The sequence below is a fragment of the Citrobacter amalonaticus genome, assembly GCF_002918555.1.
Lineage (GTDB): Bacteria > Pseudomonadota > Gammaproteobacteria > Enterobacterales > Enterobacteriaceae > Citrobacter_C > Citrobacter_C amalonaticus_A.
Genome location: NZ_PQMB01000006.1, coordinates 108,387 through 128,361, shown reverse-complemented (window position 1 = coordinate 128,361; position 19,975 = coordinate 108,387). Strand labels below are relative to the sequence as shown.

At 52.1% G+C, this 19,975-nt stretch carries 18 protein-coding genes; 10 read left to right on the top strand and 8 right to left on the bottom strand.

Going from position 1 to position 19,975, the window contains the following annotated elements; genetic code table 11:
- The first annotated feature begins 67 nt into the window (after positions 1 to 67).
- From C3432_RS23260 to hslJ, 3 genes are all read left to right on the top strand, one after another.
- Positions 68 to 952, top strand: a complete 885-nt coding sequence (locus C3432_RS23260; RefSeq protein ID WP_103779348.1) for a LysR family transcriptional regulator — start codon at positions 68 to 70, stop codon at positions 950 to 952.
- A gap of 225 nt (positions 953 to 1,177) precedes the next feature.
- Positions 1,178 to 2,167: a 2-hydroxyacid dehydrogenase gene (locus C3432_RS23255; protein ID WP_103779346.1), complete on the top strand. Its 990-nt coding sequence runs from the start codon at positions 1,178 to 1,180 to the stop codon at positions 2,165 to 2,167.
- 114 nt (positions 2,168 to 2,281) lie between these two features.
- Positions 2,282 to 2,704, top strand: a complete 423-nt coding sequence (gene hslJ, locus C3432_RS23250; RefSeq protein WP_103779344.1) for a heat shock protein HslJ — start codon at positions 2,282 to 2,284, stop codon at positions 2,702 to 2,704.
- A gap of 8 nt (positions 2,705 to 2,712) precedes the next feature.
- Here the strand turns inward: hslJ and C3432_RS23245 are convergent, their stop codons facing one another.
- Positions 2,713 to 2,979: a putative hemolysin gene (locus C3432_RS23245; RefSeq protein ID WP_103779342.1), complete on the bottom strand. Its 267-nt coding sequence runs from the start codon at positions 2,977 to 2,979 to the stop codon at positions 2,713 to 2,715.
- A 283-nt stretch (positions 2,980 to 3,262) separates the two neighbouring features.
- Here C3432_RS23245 and nifJ point away from each other — a divergent pair, with 283 nt between their 5' ends.
- The 5 genes from nifJ (at position 3,263) to ttcA (ending at position 10,319) form a co-directional block, all read left to right on the top strand.
- The gene (nifJ, locus tag C3432_RS23240) at positions 3,263 to 6,787 is read left to right on the top strand and encodes a pyruvate:ferredoxin (flavodoxin) oxidoreductase (protein WP_103779340.1); all 3,525 of its coding nucleotides are present in this window, start codon (positions 3,263 to 3,265) and stop codon (positions 6,785 to 6,787) included.
- A gap of 359 nt (positions 6,788 to 7,146) precedes the next feature.
- Positions 7,147 to 8,295 carry a porin OmpC gene (gene ompC, locus C3432_RS23235; RefSeq protein WP_103779338.1) on the top strand — a complete coding sequence of 383 codons (1,149 nt, stop codon included), beginning with the start codon at positions 7,147 to 7,149 and terminating at the stop codon, positions 8,293 to 8,295.
- A gap of 163 nt (positions 8,296 to 8,458) precedes the next feature.
- A complete protein-coding gene (locus tag C3432_RS23230; protein WP_103779336.1) occupies positions 8,459 to 8,671 on the top strand; it encodes a KTSC domain-containing protein in 213 nt (70 codons plus the stop codon).
- An 81-nt stretch (positions 8,672 to 8,752) separates the two neighbouring features.
- Positions 8,753 to 9,187, top strand: a complete 435-nt coding sequence (uspF, locus tag C3432_RS23225) for a universal stress protein UspF (RefSeq protein WP_103779334.1) — start codon at positions 8,753 to 8,755, stop codon at positions 9,185 to 9,187.
- 196 nt (positions 9,188 to 9,383) lie between these two features.
- On the top strand, positions 9,384 to 10,319 hold the full coding sequence (gene ttcA, locus C3432_RS23220) for a tRNA 2-thiocytidine(32) synthetase TtcA (RefSeq protein WP_103779332.1): 936 nt from the start codon (positions 9,384 to 9,386) through the stop codon (positions 10,317 to 10,319).
- Between the two features lie 43 nt (positions 10,320 to 10,362).
- Here ttcA and dbpA read toward each other — a convergent pair whose 3' ends face one another.
- The 4 genes from dbpA to C3432_RS23200 all read right to left on the bottom strand — a co-directional run bounded on the left by dbpA (position 10,363) and on the right by C3432_RS23200 (position 14,500).
- Positions 10,363 to 11,736, bottom strand: a complete 1,374-nt coding sequence (dbpA, locus tag C3432_RS23215) for an ATP-dependent RNA helicase DbpA (RefSeq protein ID WP_103779330.1) — start codon at positions 11,734 to 11,736, stop codon at positions 10,363 to 10,365.
- A gap of 29 nt (positions 11,737 to 11,765) precedes the next feature.
- Complete coding sequence (gene ynaL, locus C3432_RS28465; protein ID WP_103779328.1) at positions 11,766 to 11,948, bottom strand: proline-rich small protein YnaL; 183 nt, start codon at positions 11,946 to 11,948, stop codon at positions 11,766 to 11,768.
- Positions 11,949 to 12,224: 276 nt separating this feature from the next.
- A complete protein-coding gene (gene zntB, locus C3432_RS23205) occupies positions 12,225 to 13,208 on the bottom strand; it encodes a zinc transporter ZntB (RefSeq protein ID WP_103779326.1) in 984 nt (327 codons plus the stop codon).
- Positions 13,209 to 13,357: 149 nt separating this feature from the next.
- Positions 13,358 to 14,500: a methyl-accepting chemotaxis protein gene (locus C3432_RS23200; RefSeq protein WP_103779324.1), complete on the bottom strand. Its 1,143-nt coding sequence runs from the start codon at positions 14,498 to 14,500 to the stop codon at positions 13,358 to 13,360.
- Positions 14,501 to 14,901: 401 nt separating this feature from the next.
- Between C3432_RS23200 and C3432_RS23195 the strand changes: the two genes are divergently transcribed.
- Together C3432_RS23195 and C3432_RS23190 are read left to right on the top strand one after the other, a co-directional pair.
- Positions 14,902 to 16,134: a GGDEF domain-containing protein gene (locus C3432_RS23195; protein WP_103779322.1), complete on the top strand. Its 1,233-nt coding sequence runs from the start codon at positions 14,902 to 14,904 to the stop codon at positions 16,132 to 16,134.
- A 100-nt stretch (positions 16,135 to 16,234) separates the two neighbouring features.
- The gene (locus C3432_RS23190) at positions 16,235 to 17,419 is read left to right on the top strand and encodes a pyridoxal phosphate-dependent aminotransferase (protein WP_103779320.1); all 1,185 of its coding nucleotides are present in this window, start codon (positions 16,235 to 16,237) and stop codon (positions 17,417 to 17,419) included.
- Positions 17,420 to 17,474: 55 nt separating this feature from the next.
- Here C3432_RS23190 and pcaC read toward each other — a convergent pair whose 3' ends face one another.
- Genes pcaC through C3432_RS23175 form a run of 3 tightly spaced genes read right to left on the bottom strand, consistent with a single transcriptional unit; the run spans position 17,475 to position 19,966 of the window.
- A complete protein-coding gene (gene pcaC / locus C3432_RS23185) occupies positions 17,475 to 17,870 on the bottom strand; it encodes a 4-carboxymuconolactone decarboxylase (protein ID WP_103779318.1) in 396 nt (131 codons plus the stop codon).
- Entirely contained in the window at positions 17,860 to 18,624 is a 765-nt protein-coding gene (gene pcaD / locus C3432_RS23180) for a 3-oxoadipate enol-lactonase (RefSeq protein ID WP_103779316.1), read from the bottom strand. Before pcaD ends, pcaC begins: the two co-directional genes overlap by 11 nt.
- The gene (locus C3432_RS23175; protein WP_103779314.1) at positions 18,614 to 19,966 is read right to left on the bottom strand and encodes a 3-carboxy-cis,cis-muconate cycloisomerase; all 1,353 of its coding nucleotides are present in this window, start codon (positions 19,964 to 19,966) and stop codon (positions 18,614 to 18,616) included. Before C3432_RS23175 ends, pcaD begins: the two co-directional genes overlap by 11 nt.
- Positions 19,967 to 19,975: the final 9 nt, after the last annotated feature.

Sequence of the window (19,975 nt, the reverse complement as noted above, 5' to 3'; positions counted from 1 at the left end):
TGCTAAGATTAATATCTTATTGTTATAAATACCCCTGTGGCAGCGGACCGGGCTGGAGGTGACACGGATGGCAAAACGGGAAAACTATAACGATCTCCACCTGTTTATGATGGTGGTGCAAGAAGGGAGTTTTACCGCTGCGGCGCAGCGGATCGGGCTGGCTCAATCCGGTATCAGCCGGTCCATCCGCGAGCTTGAGCAGCGGCTGGGTTTGCAGCTTCTGGTTCGCACCACGCGCAAATTATCGCTCACGCAGGCAGGCGAACAGCTCTACAGGACGGTGCAATCCGGATTTGATGCGTTAGATACGGGGCTTGCGACCCTGGCCCATTATCGCCATACCCCCTCCGGTACGGTACGCATCAATGCCAGCCAGCACACAATTGATAAAGTCCTTCTGCCGAAGCTGGCGATATTTAAACAACGCTTTCCTGATATCAGGCTTGAACTCATCAGCGAGAGCCGGTTTGTCGATATTATTGCGGAAAGATATGATGCCGGCGTGCGCCTGGGTCCTGAAGTTGGCGGCGGCATGGTGGCGGTGCGCATCACACCCGACATGGAGATGGCTGTTGTCGGTACACCTGAACATTTTCGCCGCTACGGTTTTCCACAAACACCGGCCGATTTAGTGATACATCCTTGCATTGCCTACCAGTTTGGTGACGGAAGCCTCTACGCATGGGAACTCAACGAGAACGGTAAAAAAATCACTCACCAACCACAGGGGCAGTGGGCCTTTGCTGACAGCTATATGGAGGCAAAGGCAGCCAGGCTGGGTCTGGGGCTGGCTTATGTCCCGGAGGAGTTGGTGTCTGACGATCTGGAGCGTGGCGCGCTTATCCGGGTCTTGCAGCGTTACAGCCTGCGTCTGGAAGGCTCATTCCTTTATTATCCCCACCGGAATGTCTCCCCCGCTCTGCGGGCCGTGATTGAGACATTGAGAATTTGAGGTATCACCTTTGGCCCTCAGGCGGCAGCGCCTGGGTCTGGCTGCCAGCAGAACGGTAATATCCACTTTATCAACGGTATTCTGCGCCCACTCCAGTAACATCCCATAGTAAGCACAGATGCTCTAGAATTATTCATTATAGCTATAGCTTTCAATTATTTTTTAGAATTTGTAAAATAATTTTAGTTGAATTAGCGTGACTCGAAGATCACTGGAGAAAGTCTTATGAAACTCGCCGTATACAGCACAAAACAGTACGACAAAAAGTACCTGCAACAGGTTAACGAGGCTTTTGGTTTTGAGCTTGATTTTTTTGACTTTCTGCTGATGGAGAAAACAGCAAAAACTGCGCATGGCTGCGAGGGGGTCTGTATCTTCGTTAATGATGACGGTAGCCGTCCGGTGCTGGAAGAGCTGAAAAAGCACGGTGTGAAGTACATCGCGCTGCGCTGCGCCGGATTCAATAACGTCGATCTTGATGCGGCTAAAGAGCTGGGGCTACAGGTGGTACGTGTTCCGGCATATTCACCGGAGGCCGTTGCCGAACATGCCGTCGGGATGATGATGACGTTAAACCGCCGCATTCACCGCGCGTATCAACGTACCCGCGATGCGAACTTCTCACTGGAAGGACTGACCGGATTCACCATGCATGGCAAAACGGCCGGTGTGATTGGGACCGGTAAAATTGGTGTAGCCGCGCTGCGTATTCTTAAAGGTTTTGGTATGCGTCTGCTGGCCTTTGACCCGTGGCCTGGCGCCGCTGCGCTCGAGCTGGGCGTGGAGTATGTCGATTTGCCGACGTTGTTTGCCGAATCTGACGTTATCTCGCTGCACTGTCCTCTGACGCCGGAAAACTATCACCTGCTTAATCACGCTGCATTTAATCAGATGAAAGATGGCGTGATGGTCATTAACACCAGCCGAGGCGCGTTGATTGACTCTCAGGCCGCAATTGAAGCGCTGAAAAACCAGAAAATTGGTTCGCTGGGAATGGATGTTTACGAGAATGAACGAGATCTGTTCTTTGAAGATAAGTCCAACGATGTCATTCAGGATGATGTCTTCCGCCGCCTTTCTGCCTGCCACAACGTTTTATTCACCGGGCATCAGGCGTTCCTGACCGCAGAGGCGTTGACCAGCATTTCTGAAACCACATTACAAAACTTACGTCAGTTAGAAAAAGGGGAAACCTGCCCTAACACCCTGTTTTAATCTCCCCGCTCCCCTGCTTCAGGGGAGCATTTTCAGATAATCCCTGAAGATATATCCGGGTATATCATTATCATGATGAATATATTCGTAAACTACCTACAGCAGAGAAGAACAATGAAGAAGGTTGTCGCGCTGGTTGCGCTAAGTGTCCTCATGGCAGGTTGTGTCAGCAATGGAAAAATGTCCGTCAGCCGTGAACAGTTGCAGCATCACCGTTTTGTGCTTGAAAGCGTTAATGGCAAACCCGTTGCCATGAATAAAAATCCGCTGGAACTCAGTTTCGGCGAGAACATGACCCTCTCAGGAAACATGTGTAACCGCTTCAGCGGTCAGGGGAAACTGTCTGATGGCGAGCTGAAGGTCAAAGACATGGCGATGACACGGATGTTTTGCGCCGAGCCGCAGCTCAACGAACTCGATAACATCCTGAGCACCATGCTCAAAAAAGGTGCGCAGGTTGATCTGACCGCTAACCGGCTAACGCTGGCGACGGCCGATCAGACGTTGACGTATAAGCTGTCTGATTTAGTGCAATAAGCGGACGATTAATAGCTTCCGCAGCTTCCGGCGGCAAGCGACTGTTCACTACAGCGTTTGCCGTTGGGTAATGCACACATGCCGGTAGCCGAACCATCAAGCTGACGGGCAACGGAAAGCGAACCGCCAATCATGGCGCAACTGGCTTCCCCGGAGCTGGACATTGCGGCTTTCAAACCCGGTGTAACATGCGCCGCCGTTGCCTGTTGAACAGGTTCACTACTACAGGCCGACAATAATAACGCGGCACACCCCACCATAAACGCTGCGCGCATCTCTCTCCCCTCTGCATATTTAGCCAAATAAACCGCCCTAAATAATAGGCAGCAGAATCTACGCCGTCGAGAGCCAAAGCGCGCATTTATGCGGTTCAGTAACATTTTTTGCCAATTTTTCTGGAATCAGATTGATCAAACCCTTCATTCTCATTACCCAGGGGACACAAAAGCGAAAATGTGTGGGTATGCCTTTTGCTAAAATAAAAGGATAACTACCAGGACCCGCGACGGTTTCGTGTGTCCCTCTTTATTTGTTTTTTGTGCAATGTAAGGGTGTCTTATGCAAACAATTGACGGTAATGGCGCGGTCGCTTCAGTAGCGTTTCGTACCAGTGAAGTTATCGCCATCTACCCGATTACGCCCAGTTCCACAATGGCTGAGCAGGCTGACGCCTGGGCCGGAAACGGGCTTAAAAACGTCTGGGGCGATACGCCACGCGTTGTTGAAATGCAATCGGAAGGCGGCGCGATCGCAACGGTTCACGGTGCGTTACAAACCGGAGCACTCTCAACATCATTCACCTCCTCACAGGGACTGTTGTTGATGATCCCGACGTTGTACAAGCTGGCGGGACAGCTTACGCCTTTTGTTCTTCACGTTGCTGCACGTACCATTGCCACACATGCCTTGTCTATTTTTGGCGACCACTCCGACGTGATGGCCGTGCGTCAGACCGGCTGCGCGATGCTGTGCGCTGCAAGCGTGCAGGAAGCGCAGGATTTTGCGTTGATTTCACAGGTAGCAACGCTGAAAAGCCGGGTGCCCTTTATTCACTTCTTTGATGGTTTCCGGACCTCGCACGAGATCAACAAAATCGTCCCGCTGGCGGATAACACGATACTTGGGTTAATGCCCCAGGCAGAAATCGACGCCCACCGCGCACGGGCGCTCAACCCTGAGCATCCGGTGATCCGTGGGACATCAGCGAACCCGGATACGTATTTCCAGTCCCGCGAGGCGACTAACCCCTGGTATAACGCGGTTTACGACCACGTCGAACAGGCCATGAACGACTTTGCCGCGGCAACGGGTCGCCAGTACCAGCCCTTTGAGTACTACGGGCATCCGCAGGCAGAGCGGGTCATTATATTGATGGGTTCAGCGATCGGCACCTGCGAAGAGGTGGTTGACGAACTGCTAACGCACGGCGAAAAAGTCGGTGTATTAAAAGTGCGCCTGTTCCGCCCTTTCTCGGCCAGACACCTGCTGCGGGCGCTGCCGGAGAGCGTGCGTAGCATTGCGGTTCTCGATCGTACTAAAGAGCCTGGCGCACAGGCCGAGCCGCTCTATCTCGACGTAATGACCGCGCTGGCTGAAGCCTTTAACAACGGGGAACGTGAAACGCTGCCGCGGGTCATTGGTGGGCGTTATGGGCTTTCTTCAAAAGAGTTTGGGCCGGAATGCGTGCTGGCCGTTTACAATGAACTCAATGCCGCCAAACCCAAATCGCGCTTTACTGTCGGCATTTATGATGACGTCACCAATCTGTCGTTACCCCTGCCGGAGAATACTCTGCCAGCCACCGCCAAACTCGAGGCACTGTTTTATGGGCTGGGCAGCGACGGCAGCGTGTCGGCCACCAAAAACAACATCAAGATTATCGGTAACTCAACGCCGTGGTATGCCCAGGGCTATTTCGTCTACGATTCAAAAAAAGCGGGTGGCCTGACGGTTTCACACCTGCGCGTCAGTGAACAACCGATCCGCTCGGCTTATCTTGTCTCACAAGCAGACTTTGTCGGCTGCCACCAGCTACAGTTCATTGATAAGTATCAAATGGCGGAGCGCCTGAAATCTGGCGGCATTTTCCTGCTCAACACCCCGTACAGCGCGGATGAAGTCTGGTCCCGTCTTCCCCAGGACGTTCAGGCGGTGCTGAATCAGAAGAAAGCGCGTTTTTATGTGATTAACGCTGCCAGAATCGCGCGTGAATGTGGTCTGGCTGCGCGTATTAACACCGTAATGCAGATGGCGTTCTTCCATCTGACGCAGATCCTGCCGGGCGATAGCGCACTGGCTGAGCTACAGGGAGCCATTGCGAAAAGCTACAGCAGCAAAGGTCAGGATCTGGTCGAACGCAACTGGCAGGCGCTGGCGCTGGCACGTGAATCTGTGGCAGAGGTGCCGCTGCAGGCCGTGGATCCACGTAGCGCTAATCGTCCTCCGGTAGTGTCTGATGCGGCTCCTGATTTTGTTAAAACGGTGACGGCGGCAATGCTCGCAGGACTCGGCGACGCCCTGCCCGTTTCTGCGCTACCGCCGGACGGCACCTGGCCGATGGGGACCACGCGGTGGGAAAAACGCAACATTGCCGAAGAGATCCCCATCTGGAAAGAGGAACTCTGCACACAGTGTAACCACTGTGTGGCCGCCTGTCCGCACTCGGCAATTCGCGCCAAAGTGGTTTCGCCGGAAGCGATGGAGAACGCCCCTGCCAGCCTGCACACCCTGGATGTGAAGTCCCGCGACATGCGCGGGCAGAAATATGTGTTGCAGGTTGCGCCGGAGGATTGCACTGGCTGCAATCTGTGCGTGGAGGTCTGCCCGGCGAAGGATCGTCAGGATCCGGAGATCAAGGCTATCAATATGATGTCCCGCCTTGAACATGTCGAAGAAGAGAAGGTCAATTACGACTTTTTCCTCAACCTGCCGGAAATTGACCGCAGCAAGCTGGAACGCATTGATATTCGCACTTCCCAGCTCATCACCCCGTTGTTTGAATATTCTGGCGCCTGTTCCGGTTGTGGTGAAACCCCCTATATTAAGCTGTTAACCCAGCTGTATGGCGATCGGATGCTCATTGCCAACGCCACCGGCTGTTCATCGATCTACGGCGGTAATCTACCTTCCACGCCGTATACCACTGATGCCAACGGGCGTGGGCCAGCATGGGCGAACTCTCTGTTCGAGGATAACGCCGAGTTTGGTCTGGGCTTCCGCCTGACGGTGGATCAGCACCGGGTTCGCGTGTTGCGTCTGCTTGAGCAGTTCGCCGATAAGATCCCGACGGAACTCAATGAGGCACTGCATGCTGAAGCGACACCAGAGGAGCGCCGTGCGCAAGTCGCGGCCCTGCGTCAGAGCCTGAAGGATGTTGCAGGCGCACGCGAGCTGTTGACGGATGCTGACGCGCTGGTTGAGAAATCAATCTGGCTGATTGGCGGCGATGGCTGGGCCTACGATATTGGCTTTGGCGGCCTTGATCATGTGTTAAGCCTGACAGAAAACGTCAATATCCTGGTGCTGGATACGCAGTGCTACTCCAACACGGGGGGGCAGGCGTCGAAAGCCACGCCGCTGGGCGCGGTCACTAAGTTTGGCGAACACGGTAAGCGTAAAGCGCGGAAAGATCTTGGCGTCAGCATGATGATGTACGGCCATGTTTATGTCGCGCAGATCTCATTAGGCGCACAGTTAAATCAGACGGTAAAAGCAATCCAGGAAGCAGAAGCGTACCCGGGTCCATCGCTTATCATCGCCTACAGCCCTTGTGAAGAACACGGCTACGATCTGGCGCTGAGTCACGATCAGATGCGGCAATTGACGGCGACTGGCTTCTGGCCCCTGTACCGCTTCGATCCGCGTCGTGCTGACGAAGGTAAACTGCCGCTGGCGCTGGATTCCCGTCCGCCATCAGATGCACTGGCAGAGACGCTGCTCAATGAACAACGTTTCCGTCGTCTGAATGCGCAACAGCCTGAAGTGGCAGAGCAGCTATGGAAGGATGCCACGGCCGATCTGCAAAAACGCTACGATTTTCTGGCGCAGCTGGCAGGCAAAGCGGAGAAGAGCGGCACTGATTGACACCCATGCGGTTATCGTACTGCTAAAAAAAAGCCCGAACGATAGTTCGGGCTTGTCAATTTAGTCGCTGGTAAATCAGTACTTATCGCAATGGTCCAGTGAAAAAGCAAAACGTGACAATAAAGGCATATAACCAGCGCAGAATATCGCAGCATAATTAATTTGTATAATTTTTATTTTATATATTTATAATAAAAACATTCACCAAAATTATGCTCATTTCAACAGAATTATTTTATTAAGGTTTTACTTAGAGCGTAACAATTGATACTTATCTCTTTATGGAACTTCTCCTTTAGCATAATTTCACCCCTCCTATGGGGAGTCACAGGTAATAAAAAAACTAAAGGATTATTCCCATGAAAAGAAAAGTACTGGCCCTCGTAATTCCAGCCCTGTTAGCCGCAGGTGCTGCTCATGCTGCCGAAGTTTATAATAAAGACGGCAATAAATTAGACCTCTATGGCAAAGTAGATGGTCTGCATTATTTCTCTGATAATAGCGGTGTTGATGGCGATCAGTCCTATGCTCGTTTAGGTTTTAAAGGGGAAACCCAGATTAACGCTCAACTGACGGGTTACGGTCAGTGGGAATATAACATTCAGGCTAACAATACTGAATCCAACACCGACAACTCCTGGACCCGTCTGGCATTCGCAGGGCTGAAGTTTGCTGACTATGGTTCATTCGACTACGGTCGTAACTACGGCGTGCTGTACGACGTTGAAGGCTGGACCGATATGCTGCCAGAATTCGGTGGCGACTCCTACACCAAAGCCGACAACTTTATGACCGGCCGTGCAAACGGGGTTGCAACCTACCGTAATACCGATTTCTTCGGTCTGGTTAACGGTCTGAACTTCGCGCTACAGTACCAGGGCGCTAACGAAAATAGCAGCAACAGTCAGGAAGGTACTGGCAACCGTGGTTCCAACGTTGACGCTAATGGTAATTTCGCAAATAACAACGACGTCCGTTACGAAAATGGTGACGGTTTCGGCCTGTCCACCGCCTATGACTTCGGTATGGGCTTCAGCGCAAGCGCGGCGTACGCCTCTTCTGACCGTACTAATGATCAGGTCAACCACACCAGTGCTGGTGGCGATAAAGCTGACGCCTGGACTGCTGGCCTGAAATATGATGCCAACAACCTCTACCTGGCTACCATGTACTCCGAAACCCGTAACATGACCCCTTATGGCGGTAATGGCTATAATGTCGCGAACAAGACTCAGAACGTTGAAGTAACTGCGCAATATCAGTTCGACTTCGGTCTGCGTCCGGCGGTTTCTTTCCTGATGTCTAAAGGTAAAGATCTGGTTGGTGTCGACAGCGACAAAGATCTGGTGAAATACGCAGATGTTGGCGCGACCTACTACTTCAACAAAAACATGTCCACCTACGTTGATTACAAAATCAACCTGCTGGACGAAGATGACAGCTTCTACGCTCGCAACGACATCGCAACTGATGATGTTGTCGCATTAGGTCTGGTTTATCAGTTCTAAATATCTGCATCATCTCTACGCCCGCGGGAAACTGCGGGCTATTTTTTCCGCCTGAAACAACATCACTTTGTCTGTAGCAAAGCGCTGCTTAGAGCCGGGTTCTTAATCCGCACCGGTAACATGCTATATTGCCTGTAAATGACTGCCGTTGAGGATGCCCGCAATGAATCACCACCCTGTCAAATCATCACGAATTGCATCCATCGGCTATGACGAACGCTCTGCCACGCTGGAAATTTGTTTTCATCAAACGGGTACCCTGCAATATCGAGGGGTTCCGGCGCGTATTTTTCGCGATTTTCTTACCGTCGTCTCAAAGGGCCGATTTTATGATGGCGTCATTAAAGGTAAATTCGCTGAAATCAAGAAAAAGTGATGCCAAATTGTGACGACTGTCATTGTACATAAAGTGCGATAAGGCGTTACACTTTAAATGGATACTTAAACAGGAGGTTTTATGAACAAAACGATTCTTGTTCCTGTCGATATTTCAGACTCAGAATTAACTGAACGCGTTATTACTCATGTGGAGGCAGAAGCCAAAATTGATGACGCGGAGGTTCATTTTCTGACAGTTATTCCGTCACTGCCCTATTACGCCTCATTAGGCCTGGCCTACTCTTCTGAGTTACCGGCTATGGACGATCTGAAAGCAGAAGCAAAATCTCAACTGGAAGAGATTACCAGGAAGTTCAATATTCCTTCCGATCGCGTGCATATTCATGTGGCGGAAGGTTCTCCTAAAGATGTCATTCTGGATATGGCGAAAAAATTACCGGCATATATGGTCATTATTGCTTCACACCGCCCTGATATCACCACCTATTTGTTGGGTTCCAACGCCGCTGCGGTAGTGCGCCATGCCGAGTGCTCAGTACTGGTCGTTCGCTGACTTTTTAGCCCGCAGGCATTGCGGGCTTTTCCTTTTACCCTCTTCTGTTCTGCTCCTCGCCACCTAAATGTGCTGACATTTTTCTCGCTTATCCGTACCATACACGCCACAGTTATTCGATCAGACTTCTTTGACCGGACTTTCCGGCGTGATGCATACGACTCTGATGCCACACGATAAATTGAGCCACCATTAAATGTCGCAAAATCAAGAAATTAGCAAGAAAGAGCAGTACAACCTGAACAAATTACAGAAGCGTCTGCGTCGTAACGTGGGCGAAGCCATTGCCGACTTCAACATGATTGAAGATGGCGACCGTATTATGGTTTGTCTTTCCGGTGGGAAAGACAGCTACACCATGCTGGAGATTCTCCGCAATTTGCAACAGAGCGCGCCAATCAGCTTCTCACTGGTGGCGGTTAACCTTGATCAGAAACAGCCTGGTTTTCCGGAACACATTCTGCCTGAGTATCTGGCACAGCTCGGCGTTGAATACAAAATCGTTGAAGAAAATACCTATGGGATCGTCAAAGAGAAAATCCCTGAAGGTAAGACAACCTGTTCCCTGTGTTCCCGCCTGCGCCGTGGGATCCTCTATCGCACGGCGACAGAGCTGGGGGCCACAAAAATTGCGCTGGGCCACCATCGGGATGATATTTTACAGACCCTGTTTCTGAACATGTTCTACGGCGGAAAGATGAAAGGGATGCCGCCTAAACTGATGAGTGACGACGGCAAACATATCGTCATTCGTCCGTTGGCCTACTGCCGTGAAAAAGACATTGAGCGCTTTTCTGAAGCGAAAGCGTTCCCGATCATTCCGTGCAACCTCTGCGGTTCGCAACCCAACTTACAGCGTCAGGTCATCGCAGACATGCTGCGCGACTGGGACAGGCGCTATCCGGGACGAATCGAAACCATGTTCAGCGCCATGCAGAACGTTGTGCCATCGCACCTGAGCGATATTAACTTGTTTGATTTTAAAGGAATTAAGCACGGTTCTGACGTCGTTGACGGTGGCGATCTGGCGTTCGATCGTCAGGAAATCCCTCTGCAACCCGCCGGATGGCAGCCGGAAGAAGATGAAAATCAACGGGATGAATTACGACTGAACGTCGTGGAAGTGAAGTAAGCGGTCAGCGTCTCAGATAACGCTCTGAGACGCCTCCTGACATTTACTTCAATAAACGAACCCGGCAGGTCTTACCCTTAATTTTACCGTTCTGTAATTGCTTCCAGGCGTTGTGTGCCACCGCCTGGCGAACGGCAACGTAGACGTGCGCCGGATGGACGGTAATTTTGCCGATATCTGCGCCCTCCAGGCCAATATCCCCGGTTAACGCTCCTAACACATCGCCAGGACGCATTTTAGCTTTCTTACCACCGTCAATGCACAGGGTTGCCATTTCCGCATCCAGCGGAACAATCTGCACATTACCCGGCGCAGAGAGCCAGTTCAGCTTGAGTTGCAGCATTTCCGAGAGAATATTCGCACGCTGCGCCTCTTCCGGCGCACAGAAGCTGATAGCCAGCCCGCTGTTTCCCGCACGTGCGGTACGACCAATGCGGTGAACGTGGACTTCCGGATCCCATGCCAGCTCATAGTTCACAACCAGTTCCAGCGATTTGATGTCCAGCCCGCGGGCGGCAACATCCGTCGCGACCAGCACCCGCGCGCTGCCGTTGGCAAAACGAACCAGCGTCTGATCGCGGTCGCGCTGTTCAAGATCGCCATGCAGCGATAACGCGCTTTGTCCTGCGGCATTCAGGGCATCGCAGACCGCCTGACAATCCTTTTTGGTATTACAGAAAACCACACAGGAAGCAGGCTGATGCTGACTGAGCAGCTTTTGCAGCAGTGGGATCTTGCCGTTTGCGTGTGTTTCAAAAAATTGCTGTTCAATAGCGGGAAGCGCATCGACAGCGTCGGTCTCAATCGTCAACGGATCCTGCTGTACGCGCCCGCTGATCGCTGCAATCGCCTCCGGCCAGGTTGCGGAAAACAACAGCGTCTGGCGTGACGTCGGCGCAAAGCGAATAACCTCATCAATGGCTTCGCTGAACCCCATGTCCAGCATCCGATCGGCCTCATCCATCACCAGCGTATTCAGGGCCTCCAGAGAGACGGTTCCTTTTTGCAGGTGATCGAGCAGGCGCCCGGGTGTCGCGACAATAATATGCGGGGCATGCTGAAGAGAGTCGCGCTGCGCGCCAAAAGGTTGCCCGCCGCACAGCGTTAAAATTTTAGTGTTCGGCAGAAAGCGCGCCAGGCGACGCAGTTCCCCCGCCACCTGATCGGCCAGCTCACGTGTGGGACAAAGCACCAGCGACTGGGTCTGGAATAACGCGACGTCGATATGCTGTAAGAGACCCAGACCAAATGCCGCAGTTTTGCCACTGCCGGTTTTTGCCTGCACGCGAACATCTTTCCCCGCCAGGATCGCCGGTAACGCAGCGGCCTGGACAGGCGTCATTGTCAGATATCCCAACTCATTCAGATTCTCAAGCTGGGCGGCGGGCAAAACATTCAGGGTTGAAAAAGCGGTCACAATTTATTCTCGCGGTAAACGACTCACAGTCAGCAGGCGCGTATCCTCGCAGATCTGAGCCTGCGATGCGACAATTTAATCGGTTCATCCTCCTGTGGCGGATCGGGCATCGGCTGTGGACGTGGGATGGGATTGGGAATGGGCACCGGGTCAGACGGTACAGAATCGGATTGCAACATTTGCAACGGCAACAAGATTAACAGACTGTTCATTTTACCCTCCGGTATCTCAGGCTACCCTTATCAGGGTAGACGCTCAGAAGCGACAGGCAAAAAAAAAGCCGACTCATCTAAGTCGGCGTCGTACGAATCAATTGTGCTATGCAGTAATTCAAAAAAGGAAGTAAGACAATATGGAGCGCAACGCCCATCGCTTGACGTTGCATTCACCTGCGAGAGTGATATTGCTCCTAATGGGTAGATGATTTATTGACTTTGCTCAAATTTTACCGCGTTTTCACCCATGAAAATCCATAAAAAGGTCATTTTTTACAACCATTTACTACGATGCAACCATAAAGTAACACCACCAATCAGAACAACTAACAGAATACAAAACAATGAAAAACCGAAGCGCCATCCCCCACCGGGGATCCCGCCGAGGTTAACCCCGAACAATCCGGTTAAGAAGGTACTGGGAAGAAATACCATTGCCATTAATGACATTGTGTAGGTTCGACGCGCCAGCGACTCCTGCATCACCTGAGCGATCTCATCGGCCATAATGCCCGTGCGCGCAATGCAGGCATCGATTTCATCCAGCCCTCTTCCCAGACGGTCTGCAATATCCTGCATCCGACGGCGTTGATCGTCGTTCATCCACGGCAGGCGCTCGCTGGACAGACGCGCGTAGGCATCACGCTGAGGAGCCATGTAGCGGCGCATCACAATCAATTGCTTACGTAACAACGCCAGAAATCCGCGCGGCGGGATTTGCTGATCGAGCAAATTATCTTCCAGGTCGATAATCTTATCGTGGAGTTGTTCAATAAACTCACTGGCATGATCGGTCAGCGCATCGCAGACATCCACCAGCCACCCACCGCAATCGACCGGCCCGGTGCCTTCCTGAAGATCGCTGACCACATCATCCAGAGCCAGAACTTTGCGCTGTCGCGTAGAGACAATCAGCCGCTCATCCATATACAGCCGCATGGCGACCAGTTGATCCGGGCGCTCGTCAGTGCTGCCGTTAATACAGCGCAAAGTGATAAAAGTGCCATCTCCCATACGGCTAATACGCGGGCGCGTACTTTCTCCTGCCAGCGCATCCCGGACATTATTAGGAAGTAACGGTGTCGTTGCCAGCCATCGCGCGCTATCAGGATGGGTATAATTGAGGTGCAACCAGCACGGGTGTGAACTGTCGACAACATCATTATCTTCCAGCGCTTTCACCCCGCCTTTGCCATCCAGCAGCCAGGCAAAAACGGCGTCCGGTACGTTCACTTCCGATCCTTTAATGGCTTCCACATCGCCCCCACATTCAACAACCTATCCTGGATAGTCTAGCTTTCGGCTCGTGTTAAGCAATATCTCATTTTCCCATTACGCTGAAATGATTCAGAAAAGCAGGTGGATAATAAAGAAAAGCGCCGACAAGATCGGCGCACAAAACAGTGTCAGAAGGAGTGGCGAATAACGGGTAACGAACGAGGAACGCTTTCCTGATGATCTACGGTCAGCGTGTCACTTAACCTGAATTTATTTGTTTTTGTTTGCAGGTCGACAACCTGCGCCTTCAGCACGTCCGATGAGCCCGACAATTCATCAACCATAAGCGCATTACTTTGGGTGACTTTTTCCAGTTCACTCAGCGCCTGCGTAATCTGATTTATGCCCTTTTCCTGCTCCTGGGTGGCAGAGGATATATCGCCGATTAGCTGACTTAGCTGACCAGAACCCTCAACAATACCCTGCATATTTTTTTCCGTTTCGCTGACTATCGCAGCCCCTTGCCGAACATTTTGATGAGTAACGTCGATTAACGATTTTATATTTTTTGCTGCATCGGCGCTGCGACGGGCAAGATTCCTCACCTCTGCTGCGACAACAGAAAAACCTTTACCGTGATCCCCTGCCCGTGCCGCTTCGACTGCCGCATTTAACGCCAGTATATTTGTCTGAAACGCAATCCCGTCAATCAGGGAAATAATTTCCGTCATTTGCGCTGCGCATTCGGTAATGGATCGCATATTCGTAGACACCTGCCCCATGAGCTCGCCGCCTTTGCGAGCATTCTGGGTTGCGGTTTCTGCCTGAATACTTGCCAGACGAGTATTATGAGCATTATTACCCGTGCTGGCGGCCATCTCCTCCATACTGGCAGCCGTCTGGATCAATGAGGCAGATTGTTGCTCCGTTTTCACCGACAGTTCCGCGCTGCGTGCGGCCAACTGCTCAGAAAGCGTCATCGCGGTTTGTGACGAATTGCGGATCTCACTGACCAGTGTCGAAATATTGCTGGATAAGCTGTTGATCCCTGGGATAAGTCTTCCGGCACAGTTATTACCAAATTCCGGAATTTTAATCGCCAGGTTACCGGAGGTAACCTCCTCAATGCTCTTTTTAACGGTATTGATCGGTGTGACAAGATATATTGTCATATACAGCCAGAGAAATAATATTGAAACGAGATAGATAATATTAAGAAAAAGCACTGACTTAAATTCAACAGAAAGAAGCCATTGCACAACGTTCAGAACAATAAAAACCATAACCATAAACAGAATAATAAACGTTCTGACGCTTATGTTTTTTAACATTTTTAACCTGCGAAAAATGTATCAGAAGGGTATTATTTTTATAGCATCTGAAATGCACTTTTCCATCTCTTTTTAGACGCATTTTATGATTCAATAAGAGAATGAAGAAGTTTCACTTTACGCTGAATAATAAAGTAAAAATTTAACTTAAGTCACTCATTAATTTCAGTAACAGCCTTTATTAACATAAGATTTGTGACATTTCTCTTCCGCCCCGTTAAGCAGCAAGACACTATTTCGCAGCGGTTTTAATTTTGACTACAATAATAAGCATCTCTAACACTAACATTAGCCACACTAACCTCAGCTAATTTTTCTTCCTTCACCGCACAGGCTCAGATTTCATCCTGCGTCAATGACGCCCGGGTAATACACTATGACATTATAAAAGAGGATAACTGATGACTACACACCACCTGAATGCGTTAGATCTTTTAACCCTCCCCGTCTGGGTCGTTATTCCAGGAATGGAAGAAGTCCTTTTTGCCAATGCCGCCGCACGCGCGTTAGCCCAGGACGCCACCTTTTGCCATCTCAGAAACGGATTATTCTCCGCCCATGCGCAGGCTAACTTGTCGAATTATCTAATCGATCTGCGCAACCACCGGGATATCGTTGAAATTCTGACGGTATTTCGCGGTACGCAGGAGGCCGCTCTGACCTGCAAGCTGTCGGTTAAAATGTTGTCGCCTTACGGCGAGGTTATTCTGTTTGAAGGTATTGAAACCCCTCCGGCGCAGGGACTTAAAGCCAGCCGCTCAACAAATTATCAGCGTAAAAAGCAGGGATTTTATGCTCGCTTCTTCCTCACCAACTCCGCACCGATGTTACTGATCGACCCGTCCAGAGACGGCCTGATTGTAGACGCCAATCTCGCCGCCCTGAATTTTTATGGCTACGACCATGAAACGATGTGTCAGAAGCATACCTGGGAAATCAACATGTCAGGACGGAATATTATGCCCGTTATGCATGAGATCGCGCGTCTGCCCGGTGGGCATAAGCCCTTAAATTTCATTCACAAAATTGCAGATGGTACGACCCGCCACGTGCAGACCTACGCCGGTCCCATTGAAATTTATGGCGATCGGCTGATGCTTTGCATTATCCATGATATCACCGAGCAGAAGCGACTTGAGCAGGAGCTGGGGCGTGCAGCGATGCAGGATGCCCTGACCGGATTACTCAACCGGCGACAGTTTTACCAGCTGGCAGAACCTGGGGATCCGCAGCGGCTGATGTCATCGCAGGACTACTGTCTGCTGCTGGTTGATACCGATCGCTTTAAAGGCATTAACGATCTCTATGGCCATCTGAAGGGGGATGAGGTGCTTTGCGCCTTATCCCGGACTCTGGAGCAGTGCGCGCGCGAGGGTGACCTGGTATTCCGCTGGGGCGGTGAGGAGTTTGTATTGCTGCTCCCCCGTACCACGCTGGATATCGCGCTCGATCTTGCCGAGTCCGTTCGCGCCGCCGTCGCGAAAATGTGCATCCAGGGGCTTCCCCGCTTCACCGTCAGTATCGGCGTCGCTCATCATGAACCCGATGAGAACCTCGATGAACTGTTTAAGCGGGTGGATGATGCCTTATACAGGGCCAAAAATAATGGCAGGAACCGGGTGCTCGCCGCCTGAAGTTCGTGCAGCTTTCCGATATTTACATGACATCACAAAAGCGGTAGTTTTGAATGGATTTGCATAATTTATAGATAACCATTCATTTAAGGACTTTTTCATGGACCGGAGAACACTACTCAAATCCTCAGGATTGCTTTTGGGCGGCCTGACCCTGGGCCGTTTCCTGACGGGAACCGCCAACGCCAGCCAGGCGCAGACAATAGCCACGACCGGGAGCGTCACCCCGCTTTCTCCCCCAGGCGAATCTCATCCGCTGCTGCTCAATTTCAACGAGAACGCGGCGGGGATGTCTCCTGCGGCCAGACAGGCTATTGTGGATGCGCTTTCGCAGATGAATCGGTACCCTGACGCGGCCAGAGAAACATTAATTGGCAAAATCGCCCATCAGCATCAGGTCGAGCCAGGACAGATCTCCCTGGGTAACGGTTCGTCAGAGTCTATTCAGGCTTCGGTCCAGATGGCCGTCTTCCACGCGCAAAAGGCGGGTAAAGCCGCACAGGTGGTCGTGCCGGACCCGACCTTCAATTACGCAGAGCTGTATGCCGCCTCGCTGGGCGTCAACGTCGTCAAAGTCGCGCTTACGGACAAACTTGAATTTGATATCGCCAGCCTGAAGCAGGCGGTTGCGCGCTTTGACGGTGTTTCCGTGGTCTATCTGTGTAACCCCAATAACCCCACAGCCACCATCACCTCATCCAGCCAGCTCGCATCGTGGGTCACCTCCGCATCCGGTGATACCTGGTTTATCATGGATGAAGCGTACGCAGAATTTGTCACCCATCCTGATTTCAAAAGCGCTGTAGATCTGGTTAAGCAGGGCCATAAAAACGTCATTGTGACCAGAACGTTCTCTAAAATTTATGCGCTGGCAGGATTGCGGATCGGATATGCGGTTGCGCATGCCGATACCCTCGCGGACATAGAGGCGTTTATGTCGTTAGACAATACCAACATGGCCGGTGCCATCGCTGCTATTGCCTCACTGGAAGATCGTGAGTTTCTTGCCAACAGTCTTTCATCCACAAATACAGCGCGAAAAATTGTGACCGATGCGTTAGATGAACTGAAGCTGGAATACCTGCCCTCTCAGGCAAACTTTATTTTCCACAAAGTACCGGGAGAGGTTAAAACTTATCAGCAACGGATGAAGGAACATCATGTTTTTGTCGGTAGAGAATTCCCACCGGCGGTGGGATGGAACCGTCTGACGCTGGGGACTCCGCAGGAGATGATGCAGTTTGTGATCGTCCTGAAAATGTTCAGAGAAAAAGGCTGGGTATAGCGTTATGTGGACGCCAGGTTTATCAGTAACCTGCGCGTCCTGACCCTCTTGCTGCTTAACACGATTGTCCTGCGGCGTCTCTTTCATCAAACACCTGCCGGGCCAGGTGCAGCGTGGCATTCGCTGCCGGTAACCCGCAATAAAGCGCAGAGTGCATAATCAGTTCTTTCAACTCCTCACGCGTCACGCCGTTATTGAAGGCGGCATTCAGGTGCATCTTCAGCTCAGCTTCCCGGTTCAGGGCAATTAGCATCGCAATGGTGATCAGGCTACGGGTGTGGCGATCCAGGCCCGGACGACTCCAGATATCGCCCCACGCATAGCGGGTAATAAAATCCTGAAACTCTTCATTTAAAGGCGTCAGATTCTGCACCGTGCGATCAACATGCGCGTCACCCAGGACACTGCGTCGCACGGCCATTCCCTGCTGATAGCGTTCTTCATCCTGCATGCTGTCCTCCTAAAAAATGGAATAGTGCCGCATTCACGGCGTCTGGTGCTTCAAGCGATGACAAATGCGATGCCCCGACGGTCACCAGCGACGAGCCAGAAATACGCTGGTGCATGAACTGCGCATCAGCAACGGTGGTGACCGGATCGTCCTCACCGGCAATCAATAATACCGGCAGCGTAATTTCCGTTAACTCGTCGCGCAAATCGGCCTTCGCCAGCGCCTCACAGCAGGCGGCGTAGCCTTCAGCTGAGGTTTCATTGAGTTGCGTACAGAGCGTGGCGACGGTCTGCGGTGATGAGAGGCGAAATGCCGGAGTAAACCAGCGCTCCGGCGCGCTTGCGGCAATCCCCTCCATCCCCTGTTCACGCACCATTTTCGCCCTGTCAAGCCACCCTGTTTCATTACCGATTCTGGCGGCGCTGTTTATCACCGTCACGCTTAACATCCGCTGCGACTGGTGACGCGCCAGCCACAATCCGGTCAGTCCGCCCATCGATATGCCACAGAAATGCGCTTTTTCAATCTCCAGATGGTCCAGTAAATCGGTCACATCCTGCCCCAGTTGTTCGAGACTCGTGCTATCCGTTTTTCGCGTCTTCCCGTGCCCATGGGTGTCGTAGCGAACAACCCGAAACCGGGCGCACAGCGTTTGTAACTGAGGCTCCCACATCGACAACGTGGTCCCCAGAGAATTGGATAAGACCACTGCGGGCGCACGTTCTGGTCCGTCAATACGATAATTAAGATCCATACCGGTGTTCCTTATAGCGGGACAATACGCGTTCGACAAAAATCCCGGCGCTGCCCGTAGCCCCGGTCGGATCAAGGAGCCGGGCTATCTGTGAAATGGTGAGATAGTCTGTGACGCGAGGTTCGTTCACCAGCATCATCTGCAACGGTGTATTCTCTTCAACAGACCGCCGACAGAGCGATTCCAGCACATGGTGAGCATCCGCCTTACCGATAAACGCCGCAAGCGCCAGGGTGACCGATTCCGCCATCATCAGTCCGCGGGTGATATCCAGATTCTCACGCATTTTGTCCGGGAAAACCTGCATATGTTGCGTCAGGTGCTGCGTCTGCTCCATCGCATGTCCCACCAGCATGATAATCTCCGGCAAGACCTCCCATTCAGCCTGCCAGCCGCCCAATGCGCGCTCGTGTTGCTGAAGCTGACAGCTGTATAACGTTGTCATCAATCCTGGCGTACGCTGCATCGCTGTCAGAATCGAGGCGCAGCTGACCGGGTTACGTTTATGCGGCATCGCAGAAGATCCCCCCCGCCCGGGGGCATCCGCTTCACTGACCTCTGCCACTTCCGTTTGCATTAACAGAGAAAAATCCTGCGCAAATTTTGCCAGCGTTCCGCCAACGCCCGCATACCAGGCTCCCACCTCAAGCAGACGGTCGCGCTGGGTATGCCACGGCGTGTCCGGCAACGCTAACCCCAGCGCCTGCGCCAGTTTCTCCGCCACCGGCAAGGCGTCTTCTTTTAATGAAGCGAGGGTTCCGGCAGCACCGCCAAACTGTAAAACCATCAGACGCGGCAGCAGTTGTTGCAGACGCGTCTGCCAGCGCAGTAACGCATCGAGCGTACCGGCCAGTTTCAGACCCCACGTTACCGGCAGCGCCTGCTGCATCCAGGTTCTGCCCGGCATCACCGTCTGCTGGTAACGCGCCGCCTGTTCAGCAAAGGTATCGATTAATCGGGAGAGTTGGCCCTGCGTGCCAGCCAGCGCCTCGCGTAGTTGCAGGATCGTTCCCGTATCAATCACATCCTGACTGGTCGCTCCCCAGTGCACATAACGCGCGGCCTCTTCGTCCACCAGCCTGACCTGCGCGGTTAATTGTTTCACCAGCGGAATCGCCAGGTTTCCCGCGTAAGAGGCCGAATCAGCCAGCGCCGTCATGTCTATATTTTCGACGCGGCTGGCGCTGGCTATTGGCGCGACGGCCAAAGGCGGAATAACGCCGCATTCGGCCTGGGCACATGCAAGCGCCGCCTCGAAATCGAGCATTTTCTGCACCAAATTGCTGTCGGAAAAGGGTTCCGTTAACGCAGAGCCGCGCATCAGCGGGGTGAACAAAGTCATTAATTCTCC

Coding starts and splice junctions, on each gene's coding strand:
- C3432_RS23175 (WP_103779314.1), bottom strand. CDS start 19,966: ATGACTTTGTTCACCCCGCTGATGCGCGGCTCTGCGTTAACGGAACCC.
- ompC (WP_103779338.1), top strand. CDS start 7,147: ATGAAAAGAAAAGTACTGGCCCTCGTAATTCCAGCCCTGTTAGCCGCA.
- C3432_RS23245 (WP_103779342.1), bottom strand. CDS start 2,979: ATGCGCGCAGCGTTTATGGTGGGGTGTGCCGCGTTATTATTGTCGGCC.
- C3432_RS23200 (WP_103779324.1), bottom strand. CDS start 14,500: ATGTTAAAAAACATAAGCGTCAGAACGTTTATTATTCTGTTTATGGTT.
- ynaL (WP_103779328.1), bottom strand. CDS start 11,948: ATGAACAGTCTGTTAATCTTGTTGCCGTTGCAAATGTTGCAATCCGAT.
- ttcA (WP_103779332.1), top strand. CDS start 9,384: ATGTCGCAAAATCAAGAAATTAGCAAGAAAGAGCAGTACAACCTGAAC.
- C3432_RS23255 (WP_103779346.1), top strand. CDS start 1,178: ATGAAACTCGCCGTATACAGCACAAAACAGTACGACAAAAAGTACCTG.
- C3432_RS23190 (WP_103779320.1), top strand. CDS start 16,235: ATGGACCGGAGAACACTACTCAAATCCTCAGGATTGCTTTTGGGCGGC.
- pcaC (WP_103779318.1), bottom strand. CDS start 17,870: ATGCAGGATGAAGAACGCTATCAGCAGGGAATGGCCGTGCGACGCAGT.
- uspF (WP_103779334.1), top strand. CDS start 8,753: ATGAACAAAACGATTCTTGTTCCTGTCGATATTTCAGACTCAGAATTA.
- C3432_RS23195 (WP_103779322.1), top strand. CDS start 14,902: ATGACTACACACCACCTGAATGCGTTAGATCTTTTAACCCTCCCCGTC.
- nifJ (WP_103779340.1), top strand. CDS start 3,263: ATGCAAACAATTGACGGTAATGGCGCGGTCGCTTCAGTAGCGTTTCGT.
- pcaD (WP_103779316.1), bottom strand. CDS start 18,624: ATGGATCTTAATTATCGTATTGACGGACCAGAACGTGCGCCCGCAGTG.
- C3432_RS23260 (WP_103779348.1), top strand. CDS start 68: ATGGCAAAACGGGAAAACTATAACGATCTCCACCTGTTTATGATGGTG.
- hslJ (WP_103779344.1), top strand. CDS start 2,282: ATGAAGAAGGTTGTCGCGCTGGTTGCGCTAAGTGTCCTCATGGCAGGT.
- C3432_RS23230 (WP_103779336.1), top strand. CDS start 8,459: ATGAATCACCACCCTGTCAAATCATCACGAATTGCATCCATCGGCTAT.